This window comes from Streptococcus sp. NM (assembly GCF_003390135.1).
Taxonomy (GTDB): Bacteria; Bacillota; Bacilli; order Lactobacillales; family Streptococcaceae; genus Streptococcus.
Genome location: NZ_QUOS01000006.1, coordinates 1 through 20,149, shown reverse-complemented (window position 1 = coordinate 20,149; position 20,149 = coordinate 1). Strand labels below are relative to the sequence as shown.

The following is a 20,149-nucleotide window of genomic DNA, read 5'->3' as shown; positions in this document are numbered from 1 at the left end:
GTTTTAAAGGTTAAGGGAGACAGAAAAATAGCATAAAAAATGTTATAATAGTAAGAAAGGAGAACGATTACATGACTGAAAAAATTACGGTAATTGTACCAGTTTATAATGTTGAAAATTACCTAGAAAAATGTTTGGATAGTTTAATTAATCAAACATATAAAAATATTGAGATAATTGTAATCAATGATGGTTCTACAGATAATTCGGGTGAAATTTGTCAAGAGTATGCACAAAAAGATAATCGAATTGTCTATATTGAAAAAGAGAATGGTGGTTTATCAGATGCAAGAAATGTAGGTCTGGACAAGATGACTGGTTCCTATGTAACTTTCATTGATTCTGATGATTGGATAGAACAAGATTATATAGAAACTCTATATAAAAAAATAGTAGAGTATCAGGCAGATATTTCTGTTGGAAATTATTATTCTTACAATGAAGATGAGGAAACATATTATTTCCATATATATGGGGATTCCTACTATGAGAAAGTATATGACAATATTTCTATTTTTGAAAACTTATATGAATCTCAAGAAATGAAGAGTTTTGCTTTGATATCTGCTTGGGGCAAACTCTATAAAGCGAAATTGTTTGATTATCTCCGGTTTGATAAAGGTAAACTCGGCGAAGATGGTTATTTTAATCAAAAAATGTACTTATCTGTAAATAAAGTAGTTTATTTAAATAAAGGTTTGTACGCATATCGCCAGAGAAGTGGAAGTATTACAAACACTTGGACAGAAAAGTGGATGCATGCCTTGGTTGATGCTATGTCTGAGCGTATAACGCTACTAGCTAATATGGGTTATCCTCTTGACAAACACTTGGCAGTTTATCGTCAGATGTTGGAAGTCAGTCTCGCAAACGGTCAGGCTAGTGGTTTATCTGACACAGCAACATATAAAGAGTTTGAAATGAAAAGAACTCTTTTGAATCAGTTATCAATACAGGAGCAAAAGGAAAAGAAAGCCATTGTCCTCGCAGCAAATTATGCTTATGTAGAGCAGGTGATAACTACAATTAAGTCTATTTGTTATCATAATCGTTCGATTCGGTTTTATCTGATTAATAGTGATTTTCCTAATGAATGGTTGAAACAATTAAATAAGCGCTTGGAAAAGTTTGATTCAGAAATTATCAATTGTCGGGTAACTTCTGAGCAAATTTCACGTTACAAAACAGATATCAGTTACACTGTTTTTCTGCGCTATTTTGTGGCTGATTTCGTGAAAGAGGACAAGGCTCTTTATTTAGACTGCGATTTAGTAGTAACAAAAAATCTAGATGACTTATTTGCTACAGATTTACAGGACTATCCTTTGGCTGCTATTCGAGATTTTGGAGGCAGAGCCTATTTTGGTCGAGAAATCTTTAATGCAGGTGTTCTCTTGATTAATAATGCTCTTTGGAAGCAAGAGAATATAACTCAAAAGTTGATTGATTTAACCAATGAATGGCATGATAAAGTGGATCAGGCTGATCAAAGTATTTTAAATATGCTTTTTGAAAATAAATGGCTAGAACTAGATTTTGATAATAATCATATTGTCATTCATGAACGTTTCGCAAACTATCGTTTTCCAAATGGTCAAGAATATCCAGGGATCATCCATTATTTATCAGAGAGAAAGCCTTGGCAGGTACATGCTGGACAAACCTATCGTGATGTTTGGTGGTATTACCATGATATGGAATGGACAGAGTTAGGAAAAAATCATCATTTACATTCTCTTAAAAAATTGCATATTTATCCTATTAAATTTCCGTTTTCTTGTTTGATTTATACAGCTTCAGATCAAATTGAGCAGTTGGAAACACTAATAGTGGCTTTACCAGAAGTGCAATTTAAGATTGCAGCAAGGGTAATCGTTAGTGAGAATCTTTCTAGATTTGTTGTGTATCCAAATGTCACTGTCTATTCTGGAACAGTATCTTTAGAGGAATTGGATAGAGAATTGGTAGAGACGAGTCAAGTACTTTTAGATATCAACTATGGTGAGAAGGAAGTAGAGATATTAGAGCAATTTATTTCCCAAAATAAACCAATTTTAGCCTTTGAAAATACAAAATCGTATGAAGCGAATCAAGAGATATATCAGATTGATCAAGTTTCAGAAATGATAGATAGAATAAGAGAGTTAAATAGATGAGGAAAAATACTGTGCGAGGCGATGCACTAATTTTAACTGTAAGTGATCAGATTGAACAATTAGAATATATTTTAGAAAACTTACCAGATATTTGTTTTCATATTGCAGCTCCTGTACACTTTTCTGAAAAGATAGGAGTACTGGAGTCAAAATACAATGTCCGTCTCGTGACAGTTACAACTGATCAGCAAATTGACTTTCTAGTGAATATGTGTGATTTCTTACTAGATATCAATCATTTTCAAGAAGTGAATGCTATTGTATCGAGATTTTTGCAGGTTGAGAAACCTGCCTTTGCTTTTGATAATACAGTCCATGGAAATCAGGGGCAGGAAGTTTTTCTATCAAGTACACCAGATAAATTGGTTTCTAGAGTGAGAGAGTATCTGAATGAAGTCAGAGTATGTACCAATCATCAAGAAAATATCATCCAAGATGGAAATTGGAATGTATTTCAAATTGATAGTAAAGCTAGTCTAATTGTGGGAAGCAATGTCATTTGTAGAAATTTTGAGAATTTCCATGTTTCTTCAGGGAAGTTAATACTGCATGATGGTGTCTTTATTAATAACTCTTGTAGTTTCAACTGTATGGAAAGAATTGAAATCGGTTCTGGAACTATGATGGGAGAGGGAGTTCGTTTTTACGACCATGATCATATCTACACAGCTGAGAAAATCGAAAAATGGCAGTGGACTACAGCACCAGTTAGAGTTGGAAGAGATTGTTGGATAGGAAGTAATGTCACGATTTTAAAAGGAGTGACTATTGGGGATAATACCATTATAGGTGCAGGATGCTTAGTGCGTAAAGATATTCCGGCTAATAGTGTGGTTTATAATGATGGGAATCTTATTGTAAAAGAAAGAGGATAATTTGGAGCTATGGATATAAAAAAAGCGATCGTTTTAGGAGCAGATAATAATTATCGTGACAAGTTGGAAACGACTATTAAATCTATTTGTTATCATAATAAGGATTTGAAATTTTACATTTTTAACGAAGATATTCCCAAAGAGTGGTTCTGTCTCATGGAAAAGAAATTGGGGAAAATAAACTGTGAAATTTTAAATATAAGGATTGATGCAGAAAAAGTAAAACACTTTTCTACTCCTAATAAGCATATTAGATATATGACCTATTTTCGCTATTTTATTCCTGAAATTGTGGAAGAAAGTAGGGCTTTATACTTAGATTGTGATATGATCGTTCACAAAAGCTTGGATAAGTTATTTGAAATATCTTTTGATGGAAACTATATTCTCGCTGTTCGGGACTCATGGGATGTAAATTCTTTTAATGCAGGAATGATGGTTGTTAATGTTGACAAATGGGTGTCAGAAAATATTTGTCAGCAATTGCTAGATTTAACTCATGAAAAACACCAAGAAGTATATGGAGATCAAGGGGTTTTAAATTTATTATTTAAAGATAAATGGAAAGAGTTAACTCCCTATTTTGATTTTATGGTTGGGCTAGATGCAGAAATTTTTTATGAAAAAAGACCAGATTGGTTTTTACAGAAATGGGATGTGTCATATGAGCCGGCTATTATCCATTTTGAAGGAAAACATAAACCATGGAATCATTCGATAAAAACAAGATATCGAGAATTATGGTGGTTTTACAATGGTTTAGATTGGCAAACTATTTTATCAGAAAAGGATACAAAACCGACATCGTTTAGTGACATCGCAACAGTTAGTTTATTTCATACAGCTATCTTTACAGATACGCAAGAGTTGGAACATATAGAATATCTTGTAGAAAAACTTCCAAATGTCCATTTTCATATTTTTGCTCATAGTTATTTTGGATCGAGAGTATTTAATTTAGAAGTTTTTAAGAACGTATCACTTTATCCTAATTATACTTCATATCAATCTCAAGAAATTCTGAGTAAGTTAGATTTTTATTTAGATATTAATCATTATCAGGAAATAGATAATATTCTTTCAGTGGTTAAACAGTTATCAAAACCAATATTTGCATTTGAAAATACTAGCCATGATGCGAATAATCGAAGTCATATATTTTCTTCGGCAGAGCCGGAGAAAATGGTAGAGTCTATTAGACAATTCTTAGGAGAATAGTTGAATTGCTTATGAATGAATTAATTAGTATCATAGTTCCAATTTATAATGTTGAAAATTATTTGAGACAGTGTTTAGATAGTATTCAGAATCAGACTTATCAAAATTTTGAGTGTTTATTAATCAATGACGGTTCTCCAGATAATTCTGCTGATATTTGTAGAGAGTATCTTGAGAAGGATTCTCGGTTCAAATATTTTGAGAAAGAAAATGGTGGAGTATCATCAGCTAGAAATTTAGGTATTGAATGTTCGGGGGGGACGTATATTACTTTTATTGATGCAGATGATTGGGTGGATTCTGACTATTTAGAAGTCCTTTACAATGCGCTTATAGATGAGAATGCAGACATATCAGTATCTACTTATAAAAGGTTTCATATGGCGGATAATTGCTGGTATATTCATTCTTTTCAGAGGGGATATGAAAAAAGAGTATTTACAAATCAAGAATTAATTGATGAATTTATAGATTTAGATACATTTGATTATTCCTATCGTTATGTATGTGGCAAATTAGTTCGCAAATGTCTGTTAGATAAGATCGCTTTTAACGAAATGACAACCCTTGGTGAAGATATGGAATTTTGGCTAAAATTATATCTTATTTCTAACAAAGTTGTGTTCGTTAATAGAGATAGCTATATATATCGTTTAGATAATGTTGACAGACATTTTGGGTTAGAAAAAATTCGTAGTGATATTCAACAGCGATTGAATTTTATCGCATTTCTTGCAGTTAGAGGTGTAAATGTATCAAAATATGTAAAAACTTGTTTATCTTTAATTACAAGTCAAGTTGCGAGACTAAAGGAGTCGCCTGAATATGATACATCTGAAACAATAAGGTGGCTTCATGAGGTTATGTTTTTACTAGAGGAGAAAAGCGAATCATAAAATGTTGGAAAATGAATTAATCAGCATTGTAATTCCAATTTACAATGTAGAAAATTATTTGAGACAATGCTTGGATAGTATTGTTGCTCAAACATATCAAAATTTCGAGTGTTTATTAATCAATGATGGTTCACCTGATCATTCAGCGGATATTTGTAGAGAATATGTTTCTAAAGATTCTCGTTTTCGTTATTTTGAAAAGGAAAATGGTGGGGTGTCCTCTGCAAGAAATCTGGGAATTGAGCATTCTAAAGGAGAGTATATTACTTTTATTGATTCGGATGATTGGGTAGATTCTGATTATTTAGAAGTTTTATATACGACTCTTTTAGAAGAAGGAGCAGATATAGCTGTCTCGACATATAAAAAATTCAATATAAAAGATAATTGTTTCTACTTTCATATTTTTCAAAGAGGATATGATAAAAAGACATTTACAGGTCAAGAATTGATTGATAATTTGCAAGCATTGTCTTCTTTTGATCATTCTTATAGCTCTACCTGGGGGAAATTGGTTAAGAGTGTAAGAGTGGAAACTATTCGTTTCAATGAAGAAACAACTTTAGGAGAAGATATGGAATTTTGGTATAAATTATATCTAATTTCTGATAAAATTGTATATGTAAACAAAGATAATTACATTTATCGAACTAGTAGTGATGAATACAAACATTTTGAATTAGAAAAAATTAGGAGTGATATTCAACAACGATTGAATTTTATTGCATTTCTAACTGCTAGAAAGTTAGAAGTTAGTTCGTATGTAGATGACTGTATTGTGTATCTTCGCTATTTAGTTGACAAGATAAAATTCGAGGAATTGGAATTTACTCAAACTGCAAGATGGTTGCAAGAGGTACTATTTCTATTAGAAGGATAATATATCAGTCTGTAGGTCAAGAAAAAGTTTTTGTAGATGTTGAGAGGATTGTTTGAAATCACGAACTAGGAAAAAAGATATGATAGAAAGTGGAGAGAAATGAAGCTACATATTACCAATCTGTATGGGATGGCTCGAGAAAGTACAGCAACCATTGCTCAAAATGCTGTTCAAAAGATAGCTAGTCAACTAGGATTTAGAGAGTTAGGGATTTATTTTTACCATGCATCAGCTGAAACTGTAGAAGAGAGAAGTAGAAGATTAGACGGGATTCTAGCAAGTGTTTCAATGGGAGATGTGGTCATTTTTCAAACACCTACTTGGAATGGTCTAGAGTTTGAAAGAGAATTTTTAAGTAAGTTGAAACTTCTCAATGTGAAAATCATAGTATTTGTTCATGATGTGATTCCTCTGATGTTTAAAGCAAATGAATTTCTGATGCAGGATTATATCAATCTTTACAACATGGCAGATAGCATCATCTTACCATCAGAAGCTATGAAAGATAAACTACTTCAACAAGGATTGAATGTTAAAAAAATCATTTTTCAAAGAATGTGGGATCATCCTCATGATTTGGACTTACATGAACCTATATTTAAAAAAGAAATTTATTTTGCAGGAAATTTAAGTCGTTTCCCAGAATTAAAAACTTGGGAAGGTACAATTCCGCTAACAGTATTTACAAATGAAGAACCCTTTCCTTTATCGAATCAAGTTTATATTGCGGGTTGGAAGACGGATGAAGAAATGCTTTTAGAGTTATCGAAGGGCGGATTTGGACTTGTTTGGACTACATATCAAAATGAAGAACAAAATGTAGATTACTACAGTATGAATGTTTCTTATAAATTGAGTACTTATTTAGCGGCAGGTATCCCTGTCATTATTCCTGCTACCTTGTCTAACTCGGACTTTATAGTAGAGCAAGGATTGGGATTTGTAGTTGATAACTTAAAAGAAGCGAACCTTTTGGTGGAACAATTATCAGAGGAAGCCTATCTTCAAATGTGTAGTAGAGTGCGTTATTTTTCCTTTTTACTAAGTCAAGGTTTTTTTGCAAAACAGTTCTTATTGCAAGCAGTTTTTGAAATAGGGATAAAAAAAAATCATGCACTACGAGGCTTGCAACTCCTTACAGTTACCAATAGTCAAGATTTAGAACAGATTGAATATCTGGTAGAACATCTTCCTGAATGTGATTTTAGTATTGTGGCAAGAACTGTGATGGGACCACGTTTAACTGATTTAGCTGAGAAAGAAAATGTCTATCTATATCCGGCCTCAGATTCAGAAAAGATTGAGGAACTATTAGACAAGACTGATCTATATTTGGATATTAACTATGGTGGGGAAGTAGATGGCGTGTTTAATCGCCTATTAGAAAAAAATATTCCTAGTTTTGCTTTTTATAAAACACAAAATGGAGAAAGAGGGCAATATCTATTTTCTATAAAAAATGTTGATGCTATGCTAACTGCAATAAGGAATTGTGCAGAAACAAAACAATTGCCCAATAAACCATTTGATTTTGAGGTGCAGACCATAGATGAAACGCTTGATTATATTCTGGAGCATCAATCTTCAATCGCTCGATTTGGTGATGGCGAGGCTGCAATCATGCTAGGTCAATCTATTAATTATCAGAAATATGACCCTAAACTTGCAGAAGAATTGAAATTTATTTTTAATCAAGAAAGTAGTCCTACATTAATTATTGGTTTACAAGAAGGATTGAAAAATCGTTTCTCTTTTGTTCCAGATGCTCTAGCTTTTTGGAGACAATATCTAGAGGATTATGAGGAATTTTATCTAGATTATTGTAAAAATACTTGGTACGGCTCAACTTTTATTTCCAGACCTTATATTGATTTTTTAGATAAATCAAAAGCAAAATCTCAGTTTGAAAAGTTGAAAAAACTATGGGAAGGAAGAGATATCCTTATCGTAGAAGGATATACTTCTAGATCTGGGGTAGGAAATGATTTATTTGATGGCGCCAAGAGTATCAAGCGAATTATTTGCCCATCTCGCCATGCTTATGATAAGAAAAATGAGATAATGGAAGCAATAATAAACCATGCTGATGGACGTTTGGTTTTGTTAATGCTTGGTCCTACAGCTAAGGTTTTAGCCTATCAACTTGCTATCAAGGGTATGCAGGCCATTGATATCGGACATGTCGATTCTGAGTATGAGTGGATGCAGATGGGAGCTGAAAATAAGGTTTTATTACACAATAAACATACTGCAGAATTTAATCTAGATACAGAAATAGAATTAGCAGATGATGAAGCATATTTGAGTCAAGTTGTTGTAGACTTGAGTGCAGAATAGTATTAATCATGGAATTTCGGAGGAGAAATGACATCAGATAGAATTGCAATCGTTTTGATTGCTGATCAAGCTTACACAGAACAATTGACTGTGACCATGAAATCTATCATGTATCATAATAAATCCGTTGATTTTTATATTATTAATCAAGGAATTATGACAGACTGGTTTAGAAAAGTTAGACGTGTCGCAAAAATTTTAGGAGGAGCTGTCTACAGTATTCCGTTTGATACGGAAAAAATATCTTGTAAATTAGGAATTTCAAACCATAGCAGTCTAATTGCTTATGTCAAATATTTTATAGCAGATTTAGTGGATAGAGAGAAGGTTCTCTATATCGATAGTGATACTGTCATAAATGGTGATTTAAAGTCTATTTTTTCAATAGATTTAAGTGGGTTTCCAGTTGCTGCTGTAAGAGATATAGATGGAAGTTATAATACTGGTGTTTTGCTTATAGATATTGCTAAATGGAGAGAATTAAGCATTTCGGAACAATGTCTAGAGATTTGTTCAAATAAGAAAAATGAACAATTAGAGTTAGAAGATTTTAAGAATTCTCAGTCGATTTTTAATCAGTTATTTCAAGATAATTGTTTAGAATTAGCTAAGCGTTACAATGTTCAAGTAGGGTATGATTTGGTTGCTTTTTATAATAATTGGCAGGAACATTTTAATCTAGAATATAATCCGCTTGTTATTCATTATACAACGAATAGAAAGCCGTGGAATAGTTCTGTCTCCTATAGATTTCGTGAAAAATGGTGGGATTTCTATCATCTTGATTTTCAACAGTTGCTAGCCCATCATCTTGATGATTTTAGTTTTGTAAAGGATAAGAAACAAGGTCTCGATTTCTTTACTTTTACAACAACAGAGAGCTTTGAAGGCATTGAACATTTAGCAACAACATTTCCAGAACATCGCTTTCATATCTCAGCTTATACTGCTGTAGGTCCATATTTAAATTCATTGGGACAGTTTGATAATATTTATCTGCACCCAGAGTGCACCACAGCTACCTTGGAGGAACTATTTAAGGGTATAGATGCTTATTTGAATATTAATTATGGGGACGTAGATGAAACCATTTTAAGAAGCATGGAAGAGCTGAATAAACCTATTTTTTCATTCTATGCTACGCATAAGGGAAAGGTGCCTCAGTATTTATTTCTGAGAAAAGAAATTGAAAAGCTGGAGGATGCGATACGCTTATTTTCTGAAATTGGGGCAGAGAGATTTAATCAGGCTTTTGAACAGGAAGAATTGTTTGATATTACAGTCATGTCTATAGATGAGACCTTGGATGAGCTTATAGCAACAGATAAATCTTTGGTTCGATTTGGAGATGGTGAGTTTAGTCTGATAAACGGAAATAGTATTGCATATCAGGAGTATAGCGAAGAATTAGCTCAAGAAATGAGAGAAATTTTGATAAATGCAGATAAGGAAGATAATGTACTTGTGTGTTTACCAGAAATTTTTGAAATTTTTAAGGGAAATTTTCTCCAAAATAAAGATTCAGAAAATTTTTGGAAAAATGAGTTAGATTATCATGGAAGGTTTTTCAAAGAGATTTGTCAGGCTAAGAAATATGGGTCAACCTGGATTTCAAGATTTTATATTGATAACAAAGATAAGAGTCAAGCTACTACCCAATTTGAAAAAATCAAGGCCTTATTTGCAGATGAGGATATACTTATTGTAGAGGGAGCGACTACACGAGCAGGAGTTGGTAATGATTTATTTAACAATGTTCGCTCTATAAAACGCATTATTTGTCCTTCCCACCATGCTTTTTCAAAGGTGGATGTTATTCAACAAACCGTTTTAAATCACGCGGCGGGACGACTAATTTTACTGATGCTTGGTCCAACAGCCAAAATATTGGCTTATCGGTTATCTAGATTAGGGTATCGTGCCTTAGACTTTGGCCATATTGATTCTGAATATGAGTGGATGCAAATGGGAGCAGAGACAAAGGTACAGTTAAAACATAAGCATACAGCAGAATTTAATTTTGACCAAGGGATTGAATTTATAGAGGATGAAAATTATAACAATCAAATTGTTGCAGATTTGACTAAGTAGAGAGGTATAAATATATGGATGTTCCATTGATTTCGGTTATTATTCCTGTGTATAATGTAGAGGAATACATTGAACATTGTATTAAAAATATTTTGCTACAGACATATACGAATATAGAGGTTATCATTGTCAACGATGGTAGTCTTGATGATAGTATCACTATTGCAAAGAAATTGACAGAAGATGACTCTCGTTTTATCTTTCTTGATAAGGAAAATGGTGGACAGTCGGATGCTCGAAATGCAGGATTAGATATTGCGACGGGTGATTATATCTTTTTCTGTGATCCAGATGACTTTATGTTTGAGAAGAGTATTGAAAATCTGTATTATGCAAGTCAACTAACTGAAGCAGATATTGTCGTAGGATCATTTTGTCGTTTTGAAGAAGGTATGTTTTATTTTTATCCAAAACCAAAAGAAGACGAATTACTGTTTCCGATCAGTGCGAGAGATGCTATAAAAGGTATGGATAGCATGGAGGATTATACCCTCCTCCGCTATTCTGCAGTTTGGGGAAAATTATTCAAAAAGCATTTATTTGATGAAATTCGCTTTCCTAAGGGGAAATATGCAGAAGACCAGTTCATTATGTGGAAACTCTATCTAGCAAGTGAAAAGATGACTCGGTATGATTCAGATATTTATGCCTACAGAATCAATTTTAAAGGACTGACTCAGAACTACAACTTATCTCATTTAGATTTTATAGAAGCGATTGAGGAGCGTATTGAAACCTTGATGGAGATGCCTGAGCTAGAATATCCGATGGAATTAGCCTTTAATCAGTATAAATTTGCTTTAAAGAGAAATTTATCCATGTTAGAGGGAACAGAATTTGTCCAAGAAGAAGCAACAGTGCGCGAAAAGTTGGAACATGCTGAGAATGGCGACTACCTATTTTTAGAAAATAAAAGAGAGTGAGAAATGGGAAATCAATTAATCAGTGTTATCGTGCCGGTTTACAATGTCGAAGAGTATCTTAAACAATGCTTAGATAGCATTCTAGAGCAGACCTTTAGCAATTATGAAGTTATTCTTGTAAATGATGGTTCGACAGATAGCTCAGGCCTAATTTGTCAAGAATACGCCGAAAAAGATGCACGTATTCGTTATTTTGAAAAAGAAAATGGCGGTCTTTCGGATGCTCGAAATTATGGAATTGAACAGGCGCAAGGAGAATATCTTACTTTTGTTGATTCAGATGATTTTTTAGACACATCACATCTGACTATTCTTTATAATGCATTAGTAAACAATGATGCAGACATCTCTATTGCAAACTATGCTAATTATCAAACCTCCACTGCAACCTTCTATCTTCATACATTCGGAGAATATTATGAAAAAACCTATACTTCAGAAGAATTGATTGATGATTTATCATTTCTTGAAAGAAATGATTTATCTTTTTCTACCATCTGGGGTAGCTTATATAAGAAAAGTGTATTTTCATTTTTACGCTTTCCCAAAGGTGTAATAGGTGAGGATGTTGCACTAATCTATAAAATGTATACTCAAGTAGATAAAATTGTATATGTTCATAAAGATACTTATATTTATAGAGAAAATGACTCTGGAATATCAAAGAGCAAAATATATCCACTTGTCACAGCTCAATTAAATCATGTAGCAGAGAGACTAGCTCTTTTAGCTATTATGGGATATGATGTGACGAAACATTTTGATCGATATAGAACATTTTTAGAAATTACTGAATACAATATGAGAATGGTATGGGGCATGGAAGATACAGAAACATATCGTCATATTAAGGAAAATTTACAACTTATCTCTTCTAATAAGAGTTAAGGAAGCAAAGGAAATAGAATGCTAGAAACAATCAGTATCATTATTCCCATCTATAATGTGGAGTCCTATCTCAGAAAATGCTTAGATAGTATAATAGAACAATCTTTTCCTTATTTTGAATTGCTTTTAATAAATGATGGATCTACTGATGCTTCAGCTCAGATTTGTCAAGAGTATGTGGAAAAAGATGACAGAATCCGTTATTTTGAAAAAGAAAACGGTGGAGTTTCTTCAGCTCGTAATTTTGGAATCAAACATTCGAGGGGTGAGTACATTACATTTATTGATTCGGATGATTGGGTTGAACCAAATTATTTGGAAATTTTTTATAAGTCGATAAAGGAACAGGATGCAGATATTGTTGTTGCAAATTACTATACTTTTCGTGAAGAGGATGCAATGTTTTTATTTCATGTCGCTGAAACAAATGAACCTCTTGTATTTCAACCCAATGATTCCTTTTTTAACTATATGTTTTCAACCTTTGGTACAGATATAGCTTGGGGGAGCTCTTGGAGTAAATTATTTAAAAAATCTCTGTTTGACCGCCTTTGTTTTTCCGAAGACATATCTTGGGCAGAAGATTTTGATTTAATGTATAAATTATTTTTGATTTCTGAACGTATTATCTATCTTCATAAAGCCCCATATTGTTATCGTGACCGTGGAGATAGTGCTTCTAAAGCACCAGGGGAGGAACCTATTTGTCAAAGTTTAGAAGTTTCAGAAGGTCGTTTACTTACCCTTGCTTTGGCAGGAATTGATTTGACGGAAGCTAGAAAGCATCACATTGGGTTATTACAGTGGATGAAGTATAATATGGGAACAGTATGGGATATGTCTGATACGGTCACCTTTAAAAAAATAGAGCAGCAATTATGGCTACTAGATTTAAAAAATAGAGGTAAGAGTACCTAGACAGTCTTTATAGTTTTATATAGAAATAGTAAGGAAAGTGAGAAATATATTGAAAACAGAAACAATATCAATCATTGTACCCATCTATAATGCAGAGAATTATCTGAAATCGTGTTTGGATAGTGTACTGTCACAAACCTTTAAGGATTTTGAAGTTTTGATGGTGAATGATGGATCGACAGATAGTTCAGCAACCATCTGTCAAACTTATGCAGAACATGATAGCCGTTTCCGATATTTTGAAAAGGTAAATGGAGGCTTATCTGATGCTCGAAACTATGGACTAGATAGGGCAAAGGGAGCTTATATCACCTTTCTAGATGCAGATGATTTTCTTTTTGAAAATTACCTAGAAAAATTATATCAAGCGAGTCGTCTAAGTGATTCTGATATACTAATTGGAGGTTATTGTCGCTTTGATGGCTCTGATTTCTATTTTTATAATGATCATTTTAAGAGTGAATCCTTAATTTCTTTCACATCAGCGCAAGCGATTCAAGTATTAGATTCTATGCTGGATGTTCCTTTTTTGACTTTTTCTACTGCCTGGGGAAAGCTGTTTAAACGAGGTTTGTTCGATGAGCTCCGTTTTCCATATGGAAAATATGCTGAGGACCAATTTTTAATTTGGAAACTCTATATGAGAGCTGACAACATTCATGTTTTTAACAATGCGTCTTATGTTTATCGAATGAATCCTTCAGGATTATTGAACTGCACCCCAAAAGTTAGACAGAAAAAAATCTAACTTTTGGGGTGTTTTTATCATGAAGTTAACTTATGATGATAAAGTTCAGATCTATGAACTTAGAAAACAAGGATATAGCTTAGAGAAGCTTTCAAATAAATTTGGGATAAACAATTCTAATATTAGGTACATGATTAAATTGATTGATCGTTACGGAATAGAGTTCGTCAAAAAAGGAAAAAATCGTTACTATTCTCCTGATTTAAAACAAGAAATGATTGATAAAGTCTTACATGAAGGCTGGACTAAAGATAGAGTTTCTCTTGAATACGGCCTCCCAAGTCGTACGATACTTCTTAATTGGCTAGCACAATACAAGAAAAACGGGTATACTATTGTTGAGAAAACAAGAGGGAGAGTACCTAAAATGGGACGTAAGCCACAAACGAGACCTGAAGAGAGGACAGAATTAGAACGTCTTCAAGCAGAAAATGAGTACCTGAGAGCGGAGAATGCTATCCTAAAAAAGTTAAGAGAACTCCGATTGAAGGAGGAAAAAGAGAAAGAAGAAAGACAGAAATTGTTCAAGAATTAATGACTGAGTTTTCGTTAGATATTCTTCTAAAAGCCATTAAACTAGCTCGTTCGACCTACTACTATCACTTGAAACAGCTAGATAAACCAGATAAGGACCAAGAGCTTAAAGCTGAAATTCAATCCATCTTTATCGAACACAAGGGAAATTATGGTTATCGTCGGATTTATTTCGAACTAAGAAATCGTGGTTATCTGGTAAATCATAAAAGAGTTCAACGCTTGATGAAAGTACTCAATTTACAAGCCAAAATGCGACAGAAACGAAAATATTCTTCTCATAAAGGAGATGTTGGCAAAAAGGCAGAGAATCTCATTCAACGTCAATTTGAAGGCTCTAAAACAATGGAAAAGTGCTACACAGATGTGACAGAATTTGCCATTCCAGCAAGTACTCAAAAGCTTTACTTATCACCAGTTTTAGATGGCTTTAATAGCGAAATTATCGCCTATAATCTTTCAACTTCACCCAACTTAGAACAAGTAAAAACGATGTTGGAACAGGCCTTCACAGAGAAATACTACGAGAATACGATTCTCCATAGTGACCAAGGCTGGCAATATCAACACGATTCTTATCATCAGTTTCTAGAGAGTAAGGGAATTCAAGCATCCATGTCACGTAAAGGTAACAGCCCAGACAATGGTATGATGGAGTCCTTCTTTGGGATTCTGAAATCAGAGATGTTTTATGGTTATGAGAAGTCATTTCAGTCGCTTAAGCAATTGGAACAAGCTATTGTAGACTATATTGATTACTACAACAATAAACGAATTAAGGTAAAACTAAAAGGACTTAGCCCTGTGCAATACAGAACTAAATCCTTCGGATAAATTAATTGTCTAACTTTTTGGGGTCAGTACATTATCTAGCGTTTTTTCTCTCAAACATTTAGATTATATTGACGCGATTGAAGAAAGGATAAGAGCAACAAAGGATTTAGAAGGGATCAATATTCAACATTCCTTTAACATGTATGACTATGTCTTACAGAGAATGTTAGGACAGTTGGAAGCACATCAATTTTTAGATGAAGCAGAGCAAGTACGTAAAAAATTGGAATTAGCAGAACGAACTGAATATCCCTTTTTGCTAGAAAATAAAAATGATTTAATTAGTATTATCGTTCCCATCTATAATGTTGAAAAGTATCTTCGAATGTGCTTGGATAGTATTGAAAATCAAACCTATTCAAATATCGAAGTTCTATTAATAAATGATGGTTCGCCAGATTCATCTGGAGAAATCTGTCAAGAATATGTTGCTAGAGATAGCAGATTTCACTATTTTGAAAAGGAAAACGGAGGCTTATCTGATGCACGAAATTATGGAATTGAAAAATCAAATGGAAAGTATCTAACCTTTGTAGATTCGGATGATTGGTTAAGTTTAACCTATGTGGAAGATTTACATCGAGCAGCTATTAGACATAGTGCAGATACTGTTGTGGCACACTTTACAATCTATAATGAGAGTGACAGATTGTATCATGTTCATATTTGGGATGAGTACTATGAGAGAACATATAAAGGAGAGGAACTTGTATTAAAACTCCCATCATTAGAATTAGATGGTTATGTATATGTAACCAGTTGGGGAAAATTATTCCACAAGAAGTTGTTTACGAATATTCGATTTCCTAAAGGAAAGGTGATAGAAGATTTCCGAACAAATTATAAATTATTTTTTAAATCAGAAAAAATTGTTTATATTCATAAAGAAATCTACTTCCATAGGGAAGGGATAGAGAGTATTGGAAGTAGTATAAATGAAAAGCTGTTAACCGATGTTTTAGAATGCTTGTTAGAAAGATTAGCAATTTATACTATAAAGGGCTGGAATTATGCGGAGGAAAAGGATAATGTTTTAGGGTGTTTGAGATGGAGATATGAACAGGCTAAAGAAGAAGGATTACAGGATACAGAAATTTTTAGGAGATATACAGAAATATTAGACCTTATAGATAATAATTAAAAATCAAGGGTGTTCAATGAGCTAATAGTGAATAAAAAAATAATCTATTTTATTCACTAACGTAGTATTCTTTCATTAGTACCTTAGGGAGTTATAAGCAGATTTTTTCTGCTTTTTTTGTTATAATAGCAATAGTATTTCTGTAAAAATATATTCTTTATATATGCTATTAGAACAGAGTTCTTCATCGATTTGAGAACATTTTCTATGTAAAAGATGCATGGCTTTTTTGATTATCATAAACTGTTATTTTTTAATACTGAAATAAACAAGATAAAAATGTTAAATAGTATTTTTAAAAGTATCAGAATATAAAATGAATTTTACAAAAACAAAGAATTAGGAGATTGAGAGGATAAGTTTTGAAAAACTTTTTTTCGTCTGTTGTATTAAAAAAAGGATTTATGACGATTTTTTTTATTCTTATTTATATTGTAGGAAGCAGACTAACATTACCTTTTGTTGACCTAAATAGTAAAGATTTTTTAGGAGGTTCAACAGCCTATCTAGCCTTCTCAGCCGCCCTTACAGGTGGGAACCTAAGAAGTTTATCGCTTTTTTCTATAGGATTATCACCTTGGATGTCCGCGATGATTTTATGGCAGATGTTTTCTTTTTCGAAAAAGTTAGGCTTGAATTCTACAGCGATTGAAATTCAAGATCGTCGAAAAATGTATCTGACCTTGCTGATTGCTGTTATTCAATCTTTGGCAATTTCTCTAAGTTTACCGATACAAGCATCCTATTCTTCGGTCTTGGTTATACTTATAAATACCTTATTACTAATAGCGGGGACCTTTTTTCTGGTGTGGTTGTCAGATTTGAATGCCAGTATGGGGGTAGGGGGATCCATTGTCATTCTCTTATCTAGTATTATCATCAATATTCCCCAGGATGTTATTGAAACTTTTAAACTGGTTCATATCCCAACAGGGATTGTTGTCTTGCTTATTTTTATGACCGTTATATTTTCTTACTTGCTTTCCATTATGTATCGTGCGCGTTATCTAGTGCCAGTCAATAAGATAGGACTTCACAATCGTTTTAAACGCTATTCTTATCTCGAAATCATGTTGAATCCTGCAGGTGGAATGCCTTATATGTATGTGATGAGTTTTCTTAGTGTACCAACTTATCTATTCATCTTATTAGGCTTTCTTTTCCCCGACGCTTCAGGACTGACGAGATTATCTAAGGAATTTATGATTGGAAAACCTTTGTGGGTCTATGTTTATATTTCGGTCTTATTTTTATTTAGTATCATTTTTGCATTTGTGACAATGAATGGTGAAGAGATTGCAGATCGCATGAAAAAATCTGGAGAATACATTTATGGAATTTATCCAGGCGAGGACACTAGTCGATTTATTAATCGATTGGTCCTTCGTTTCTCAGTCATAGGTGGTCTCTTTAATGTGATTATGGCAGGTGGTCCCATGCTTTTTGTTTTGTATGATGAAAAGTTATTACGATTGGCAATGATTCCAGGCTTGTTCTTGATGTTTGGGGGCATGATTTTTACGATTAGAGACGAGTTCAAGGCTTTAAGGTTAAATGAAACCTATAAACCCTTGATTTAGGAGACTTTTATGTATTATTTTATTCCAGCTTGGTATGGTTCAGAAAGAACATGGCATGCAACTATCACTCCATGGTACTTTTCTCATTTTCGTCTAGAGTTTGATGATACCTTTCATCAGATTCGACTCCTGCAAAGGCAAGATATAGATTCTCGACTATTAGTATTAGCTTACCAACCTCATCTACGTTATTTTTTACATAGACATGGGGTGTTAGAAACGGATACTTATTCCGTTTTTGATGTTATGCAAGATTTTCATAATCCCCATACCCAAGTTTTAAGCATTCGAGATATTGAGTGGGATAATGACTGTGAATTTATTTATAGTCCCTTTACGATTATCGTTCAAAAAAATGGGAAGAAATTTGCTAAGGTTGAACATGGGGTTGAAGGTTTCATCAGTGATATACAGTATTTTGAACCGAATGGTCAAATACATATGCACTATATCATGGATGATCGTGGATTTGTATCGAGCGTTATCTTTTTTGAAGATGGGCAAGCGGCCTATCAAGAATATTTGAATCCCAAGGGAGTGTGGCAATTTAGAGAGCGTTTAAAAGAAGGCGGGCGGGTAGAAGTCAATCCAATTTTTGGTTATCGCTTTAAAGCGCTCATCTATCAAGACATGGGAGATTTGGTGACAGAATTTTTTGAGAATTATCTGCAAAAATATGTGAAGGATCAGGATATTTTTATGCTTCCTTCTCATCCTCACCATGACCAGCTAGTATTAGACCGTTTACCTAGTGCCAATCCTAAACTGTTGAGTCTTTTCATTGGGCGTAATCCTCAAGACACCTTTAGAGATTTAGATTCAACTTTTGAAAAATCAGATTTGATTTTGGTGGATAGAGAGGATAGTTTACGATTGTTGCAGGAGTTGTATCCTGAACGAATGCATCAATTTTATCATTTATCATCATTTGACACCCGATTACGATTGGGGAGAAGTCAAACTAAGAAAGAATCCATCATATATTATCAACTGGATTTTGAGCAGGGAATTGATAATCAAGCTCTACTTCAAGTCTTGGCCTTTGTCGCTGAAAATAAAGATACTGAGGTGATTTTTGGAGCCTTTGCTGCTAGTCAGGAGCAAATGAATGAGGTTGAAAGGATTGTTGAGTCTTTCATCCAAGAAAACATTCAATTCGAAAGTCTGGGAAAGGCACTTGATTATGGTGATGCAGAAAATCCTCTGGAAGAAAATCAACACCAGAACTTACGCATACAGTTTGTCAATTTGAATGATGAGTTAGATTTGATAAAAACACTAGAATTTGTCCGTTTGATTGTGGATTTAAATAGACAGCCTCATCTCTACACACAGATAGCTGGTATTAGTGCAGGAATTCCTCAAATCAATCTAGTTGAAACCGTCTATGTTGAACATTTAAAAAATGGTTATTTGCTGACAGATGTGACAGAATTTTCTAAGGCTGCACATTATTACACAGATAGGTTGAAAGAGTGGAATGAGTCCTTGATTTATTCGATTGATAAGATTAAGGAGCACACAGGACAACAATTTCTTGAAAAATTAGAGAAATGGATAGAGGGGGCTCGACATGTCAAAAGGTCTTAAAATTTTACAAATAGGACTTGATAACTGGTCTCATCAATATGAAATCCCAGAAAATATGGACTGGTATTTTGTTTGCCCTCGGTCTTCTAAGGCATTGCGCAAGATGATCGAGATAGATACTATCAGTCGTTTTCAAGCTGTTTTGATTGAAGATGGGAACTCTTTAACAGATGTCCTTGAGTTTACCAATTTTTTCGAACCTCATGGTCTTTTTTATAATCAGGATTTTAAGACGACAGATCCCCTTCTTTTAGATATATTAAAAAAACAATGTGCACAGCCCGTAGATTTTTCGGATCCGCAGGCTTTATTGCAGGACCTATCCACTTCTCTTTTTAGTGGGGGATATGGGGATAAATTATTTCCGTCAAATATTCAAATTCACTCTTCTTTTGAAGGCTCTATATCTTATCAAGGATTGGAGCATGTAATGATAGAAGGTGATTTTGGAACGAACTTTCATCAATTGGCCTGTTGGTCTCATAATTTTATGGTTTATAAAAATTTGCCTATAGAATTATGGCTAGAGTATGAAAAACA

At 33.4% G+C, this 20,149-nt stretch carries 16 protein-coding genes and 1 pseudogene; all 17 read left to right on the top strand.

Going from position 1 to position 20,149, the window contains the following annotated elements; translation table 11 throughout:
• The first annotated feature begins 71 nt into the window (after positions 1 to 71).
• Positions 72 to 2,156, top strand: a complete 2,085-nt coding sequence (locus DXN33_RS08570) for a glycosyltransferase (RefSeq protein WP_115904866.1) — start codon at positions 72 to 74, stop codon at positions 2,154 to 2,156.
• Positions 2,153 to 3,031, top strand: coding sequence for an acyltransferase (locus DXN33_RS08565; protein ID WP_070479818.1), 879 nt, complete (start codon positions 2,153 to 2,155; stop codon positions 3,029 to 3,031). Before DXN33_RS08570 ends, DXN33_RS08565 begins: the two co-directional genes overlap by 4 nt.
• A gap of 9 nt (positions 3,032 to 3,040) precedes the next feature.
• The gene (locus DXN33_RS08560) at positions 3,041 to 4,249 is read left to right on the top strand and encodes a glycosyltransferase (protein ID WP_061590258.1); all 1,209 of its coding nucleotides are present in this window, start codon (positions 3,041 to 3,043) and stop codon (positions 4,247 to 4,249) included.
• A gap of 11 nt (positions 4,250 to 4,260) precedes the next feature.
• Positions 4,261 to 5,145 carry a glycosyltransferase family 2 protein gene (locus DXN33_RS08555; RefSeq protein WP_049488434.1) on the top strand — a complete coding sequence of 295 codons (885 nt, stop codon included), beginning with the start codon at positions 4,261 to 4,263 and terminating at the stop codon, positions 5,143 to 5,145.
• Position 5,146: 1 nt separating this feature from the next.
• Positions 5,147 to 6,025, top strand: coding sequence for a glycosyltransferase family 2 protein (locus DXN33_RS08550; protein ID WP_061590257.1), 879 nt, complete (start codon positions 5,147 to 5,149; stop codon positions 6,023 to 6,025).
• A 99-nt stretch (positions 6,026 to 6,124) separates the two neighbouring features.
• Positions 6,125 to 7,120: pseudogene (locus DXN33_RS09830) on the top strand (sugar transferase); the annotation flags it as partial.
• A gap of 132 nt (positions 7,121 to 7,252) precedes the next feature.
• Positions 7,253 to 8,362 (top strand): SP_1767 family glycosyltransferase, encoded by a 1,110-nt coding sequence (locus DXN33_RS09825; RefSeq protein WP_309544224.1) that lies wholly within the window; start codon positions 7,253 to 7,255, stop codon positions 8,360 to 8,362.
• Positions 8,363 to 8,389: 27 nt separating this feature from the next.
• Positions 8,390 to 10,453: an SP_1767 family glycosyltransferase gene (locus DXN33_RS08540; protein WP_115904864.1), complete on the top strand. Its 2,064-nt coding sequence runs from the start codon at positions 8,390 to 8,392 to the stop codon at positions 10,451 to 10,453.
• A 14-nt stretch (positions 10,454 to 10,467) separates the two neighbouring features.
• Positions 10,468 to 11,376, top strand: coding sequence for a glycosyltransferase family 2 protein (locus DXN33_RS08535; protein WP_115904863.1), 909 nt, complete (start codon positions 10,468 to 10,470; stop codon positions 11,374 to 11,376).
• Positions 11,377 to 11,379: 3 nt separating this feature from the next.
• Positions 11,380 to 12,264 carry a glycosyltransferase family 2 protein gene (locus DXN33_RS08530; RefSeq protein ID WP_045604837.1) on the top strand — a complete coding sequence of 295 codons (885 nt, stop codon included), beginning with the start codon at positions 11,380 to 11,382 and terminating at the stop codon, positions 12,262 to 12,264.
• An 18-nt stretch (positions 12,265 to 12,282) separates the two neighbouring features.
• The gene (locus DXN33_RS08525) at positions 12,283 to 13,182 is read left to right on the top strand and encodes a glycosyltransferase family 2 protein (protein ID WP_115904862.1); all 900 of its coding nucleotides are present in this window, start codon (positions 12,283 to 12,285) and stop codon (positions 13,180 to 13,182) included.
• A 49-nt stretch (positions 13,183 to 13,231) separates the two neighbouring features.
• Positions 13,232 to 13,930, top strand: coding sequence for a glycosyltransferase family 2 protein (locus tag DXN33_RS08520; RefSeq protein ID WP_181897310.1), 699 nt, complete (start codon positions 13,232 to 13,234; stop codon positions 13,928 to 13,930).
• Positions 13,931 to 13,949: 19 nt separating this feature from the next.
• Positions 13,950 to 15,298 (top strand): IS3 family transposase gene (locus DXN33_RS08515; protein ID WP_115904128.1). Its coding sequence is split into 2 segments (ribosomal slippage): positions 13,950 to 14,391 and positions 14,391 to 15,298, totalling 1,350 coding nucleotides; the frame shifts between segments, so codons are not numbered across the junction.
• A gap of 175 nt (positions 15,299 to 15,473) precedes the next feature.
• Positions 15,474 to 16,439, top strand: a complete 966-nt coding sequence (locus tag DXN33_RS08510) for a glycosyltransferase family 2 protein (protein WP_258864262.1) — start codon at positions 15,474 to 15,476, stop codon at positions 16,437 to 16,439.
• A 362-nt stretch (positions 16,440 to 16,801) separates the two neighbouring features.
• On the top strand, positions 16,802 to 18,019 hold the full coding sequence (secY2, locus tag DXN33_RS08505) for an accessory Sec system protein translocase subunit SecY2 (RefSeq protein ID WP_081109294.1): 1,218 nt from the start codon (positions 16,802 to 16,804) through the stop codon (positions 18,017 to 18,019).
• Between the two features lie 9 nt (positions 18,020 to 18,028).
• On the top strand, positions 18,029 to 19,609 hold the full coding sequence (gene asp1, locus DXN33_RS08500; protein ID WP_115904860.1) for an accessory Sec system protein Asp1: 1,581 nt from the start codon (positions 18,029 to 18,031) through the stop codon (positions 19,607 to 19,609).
• A partial coding sequence (locus DXN33_RS08495) for an accessory Sec system protein Asp2 (protein WP_309544221.1) occupies positions 19,593 to 20,149 on the top strand: 557 nt, incomplete at its 3' end. The genes asp1 and DXN33_RS08495, both read left to right, overlap by 17 nt.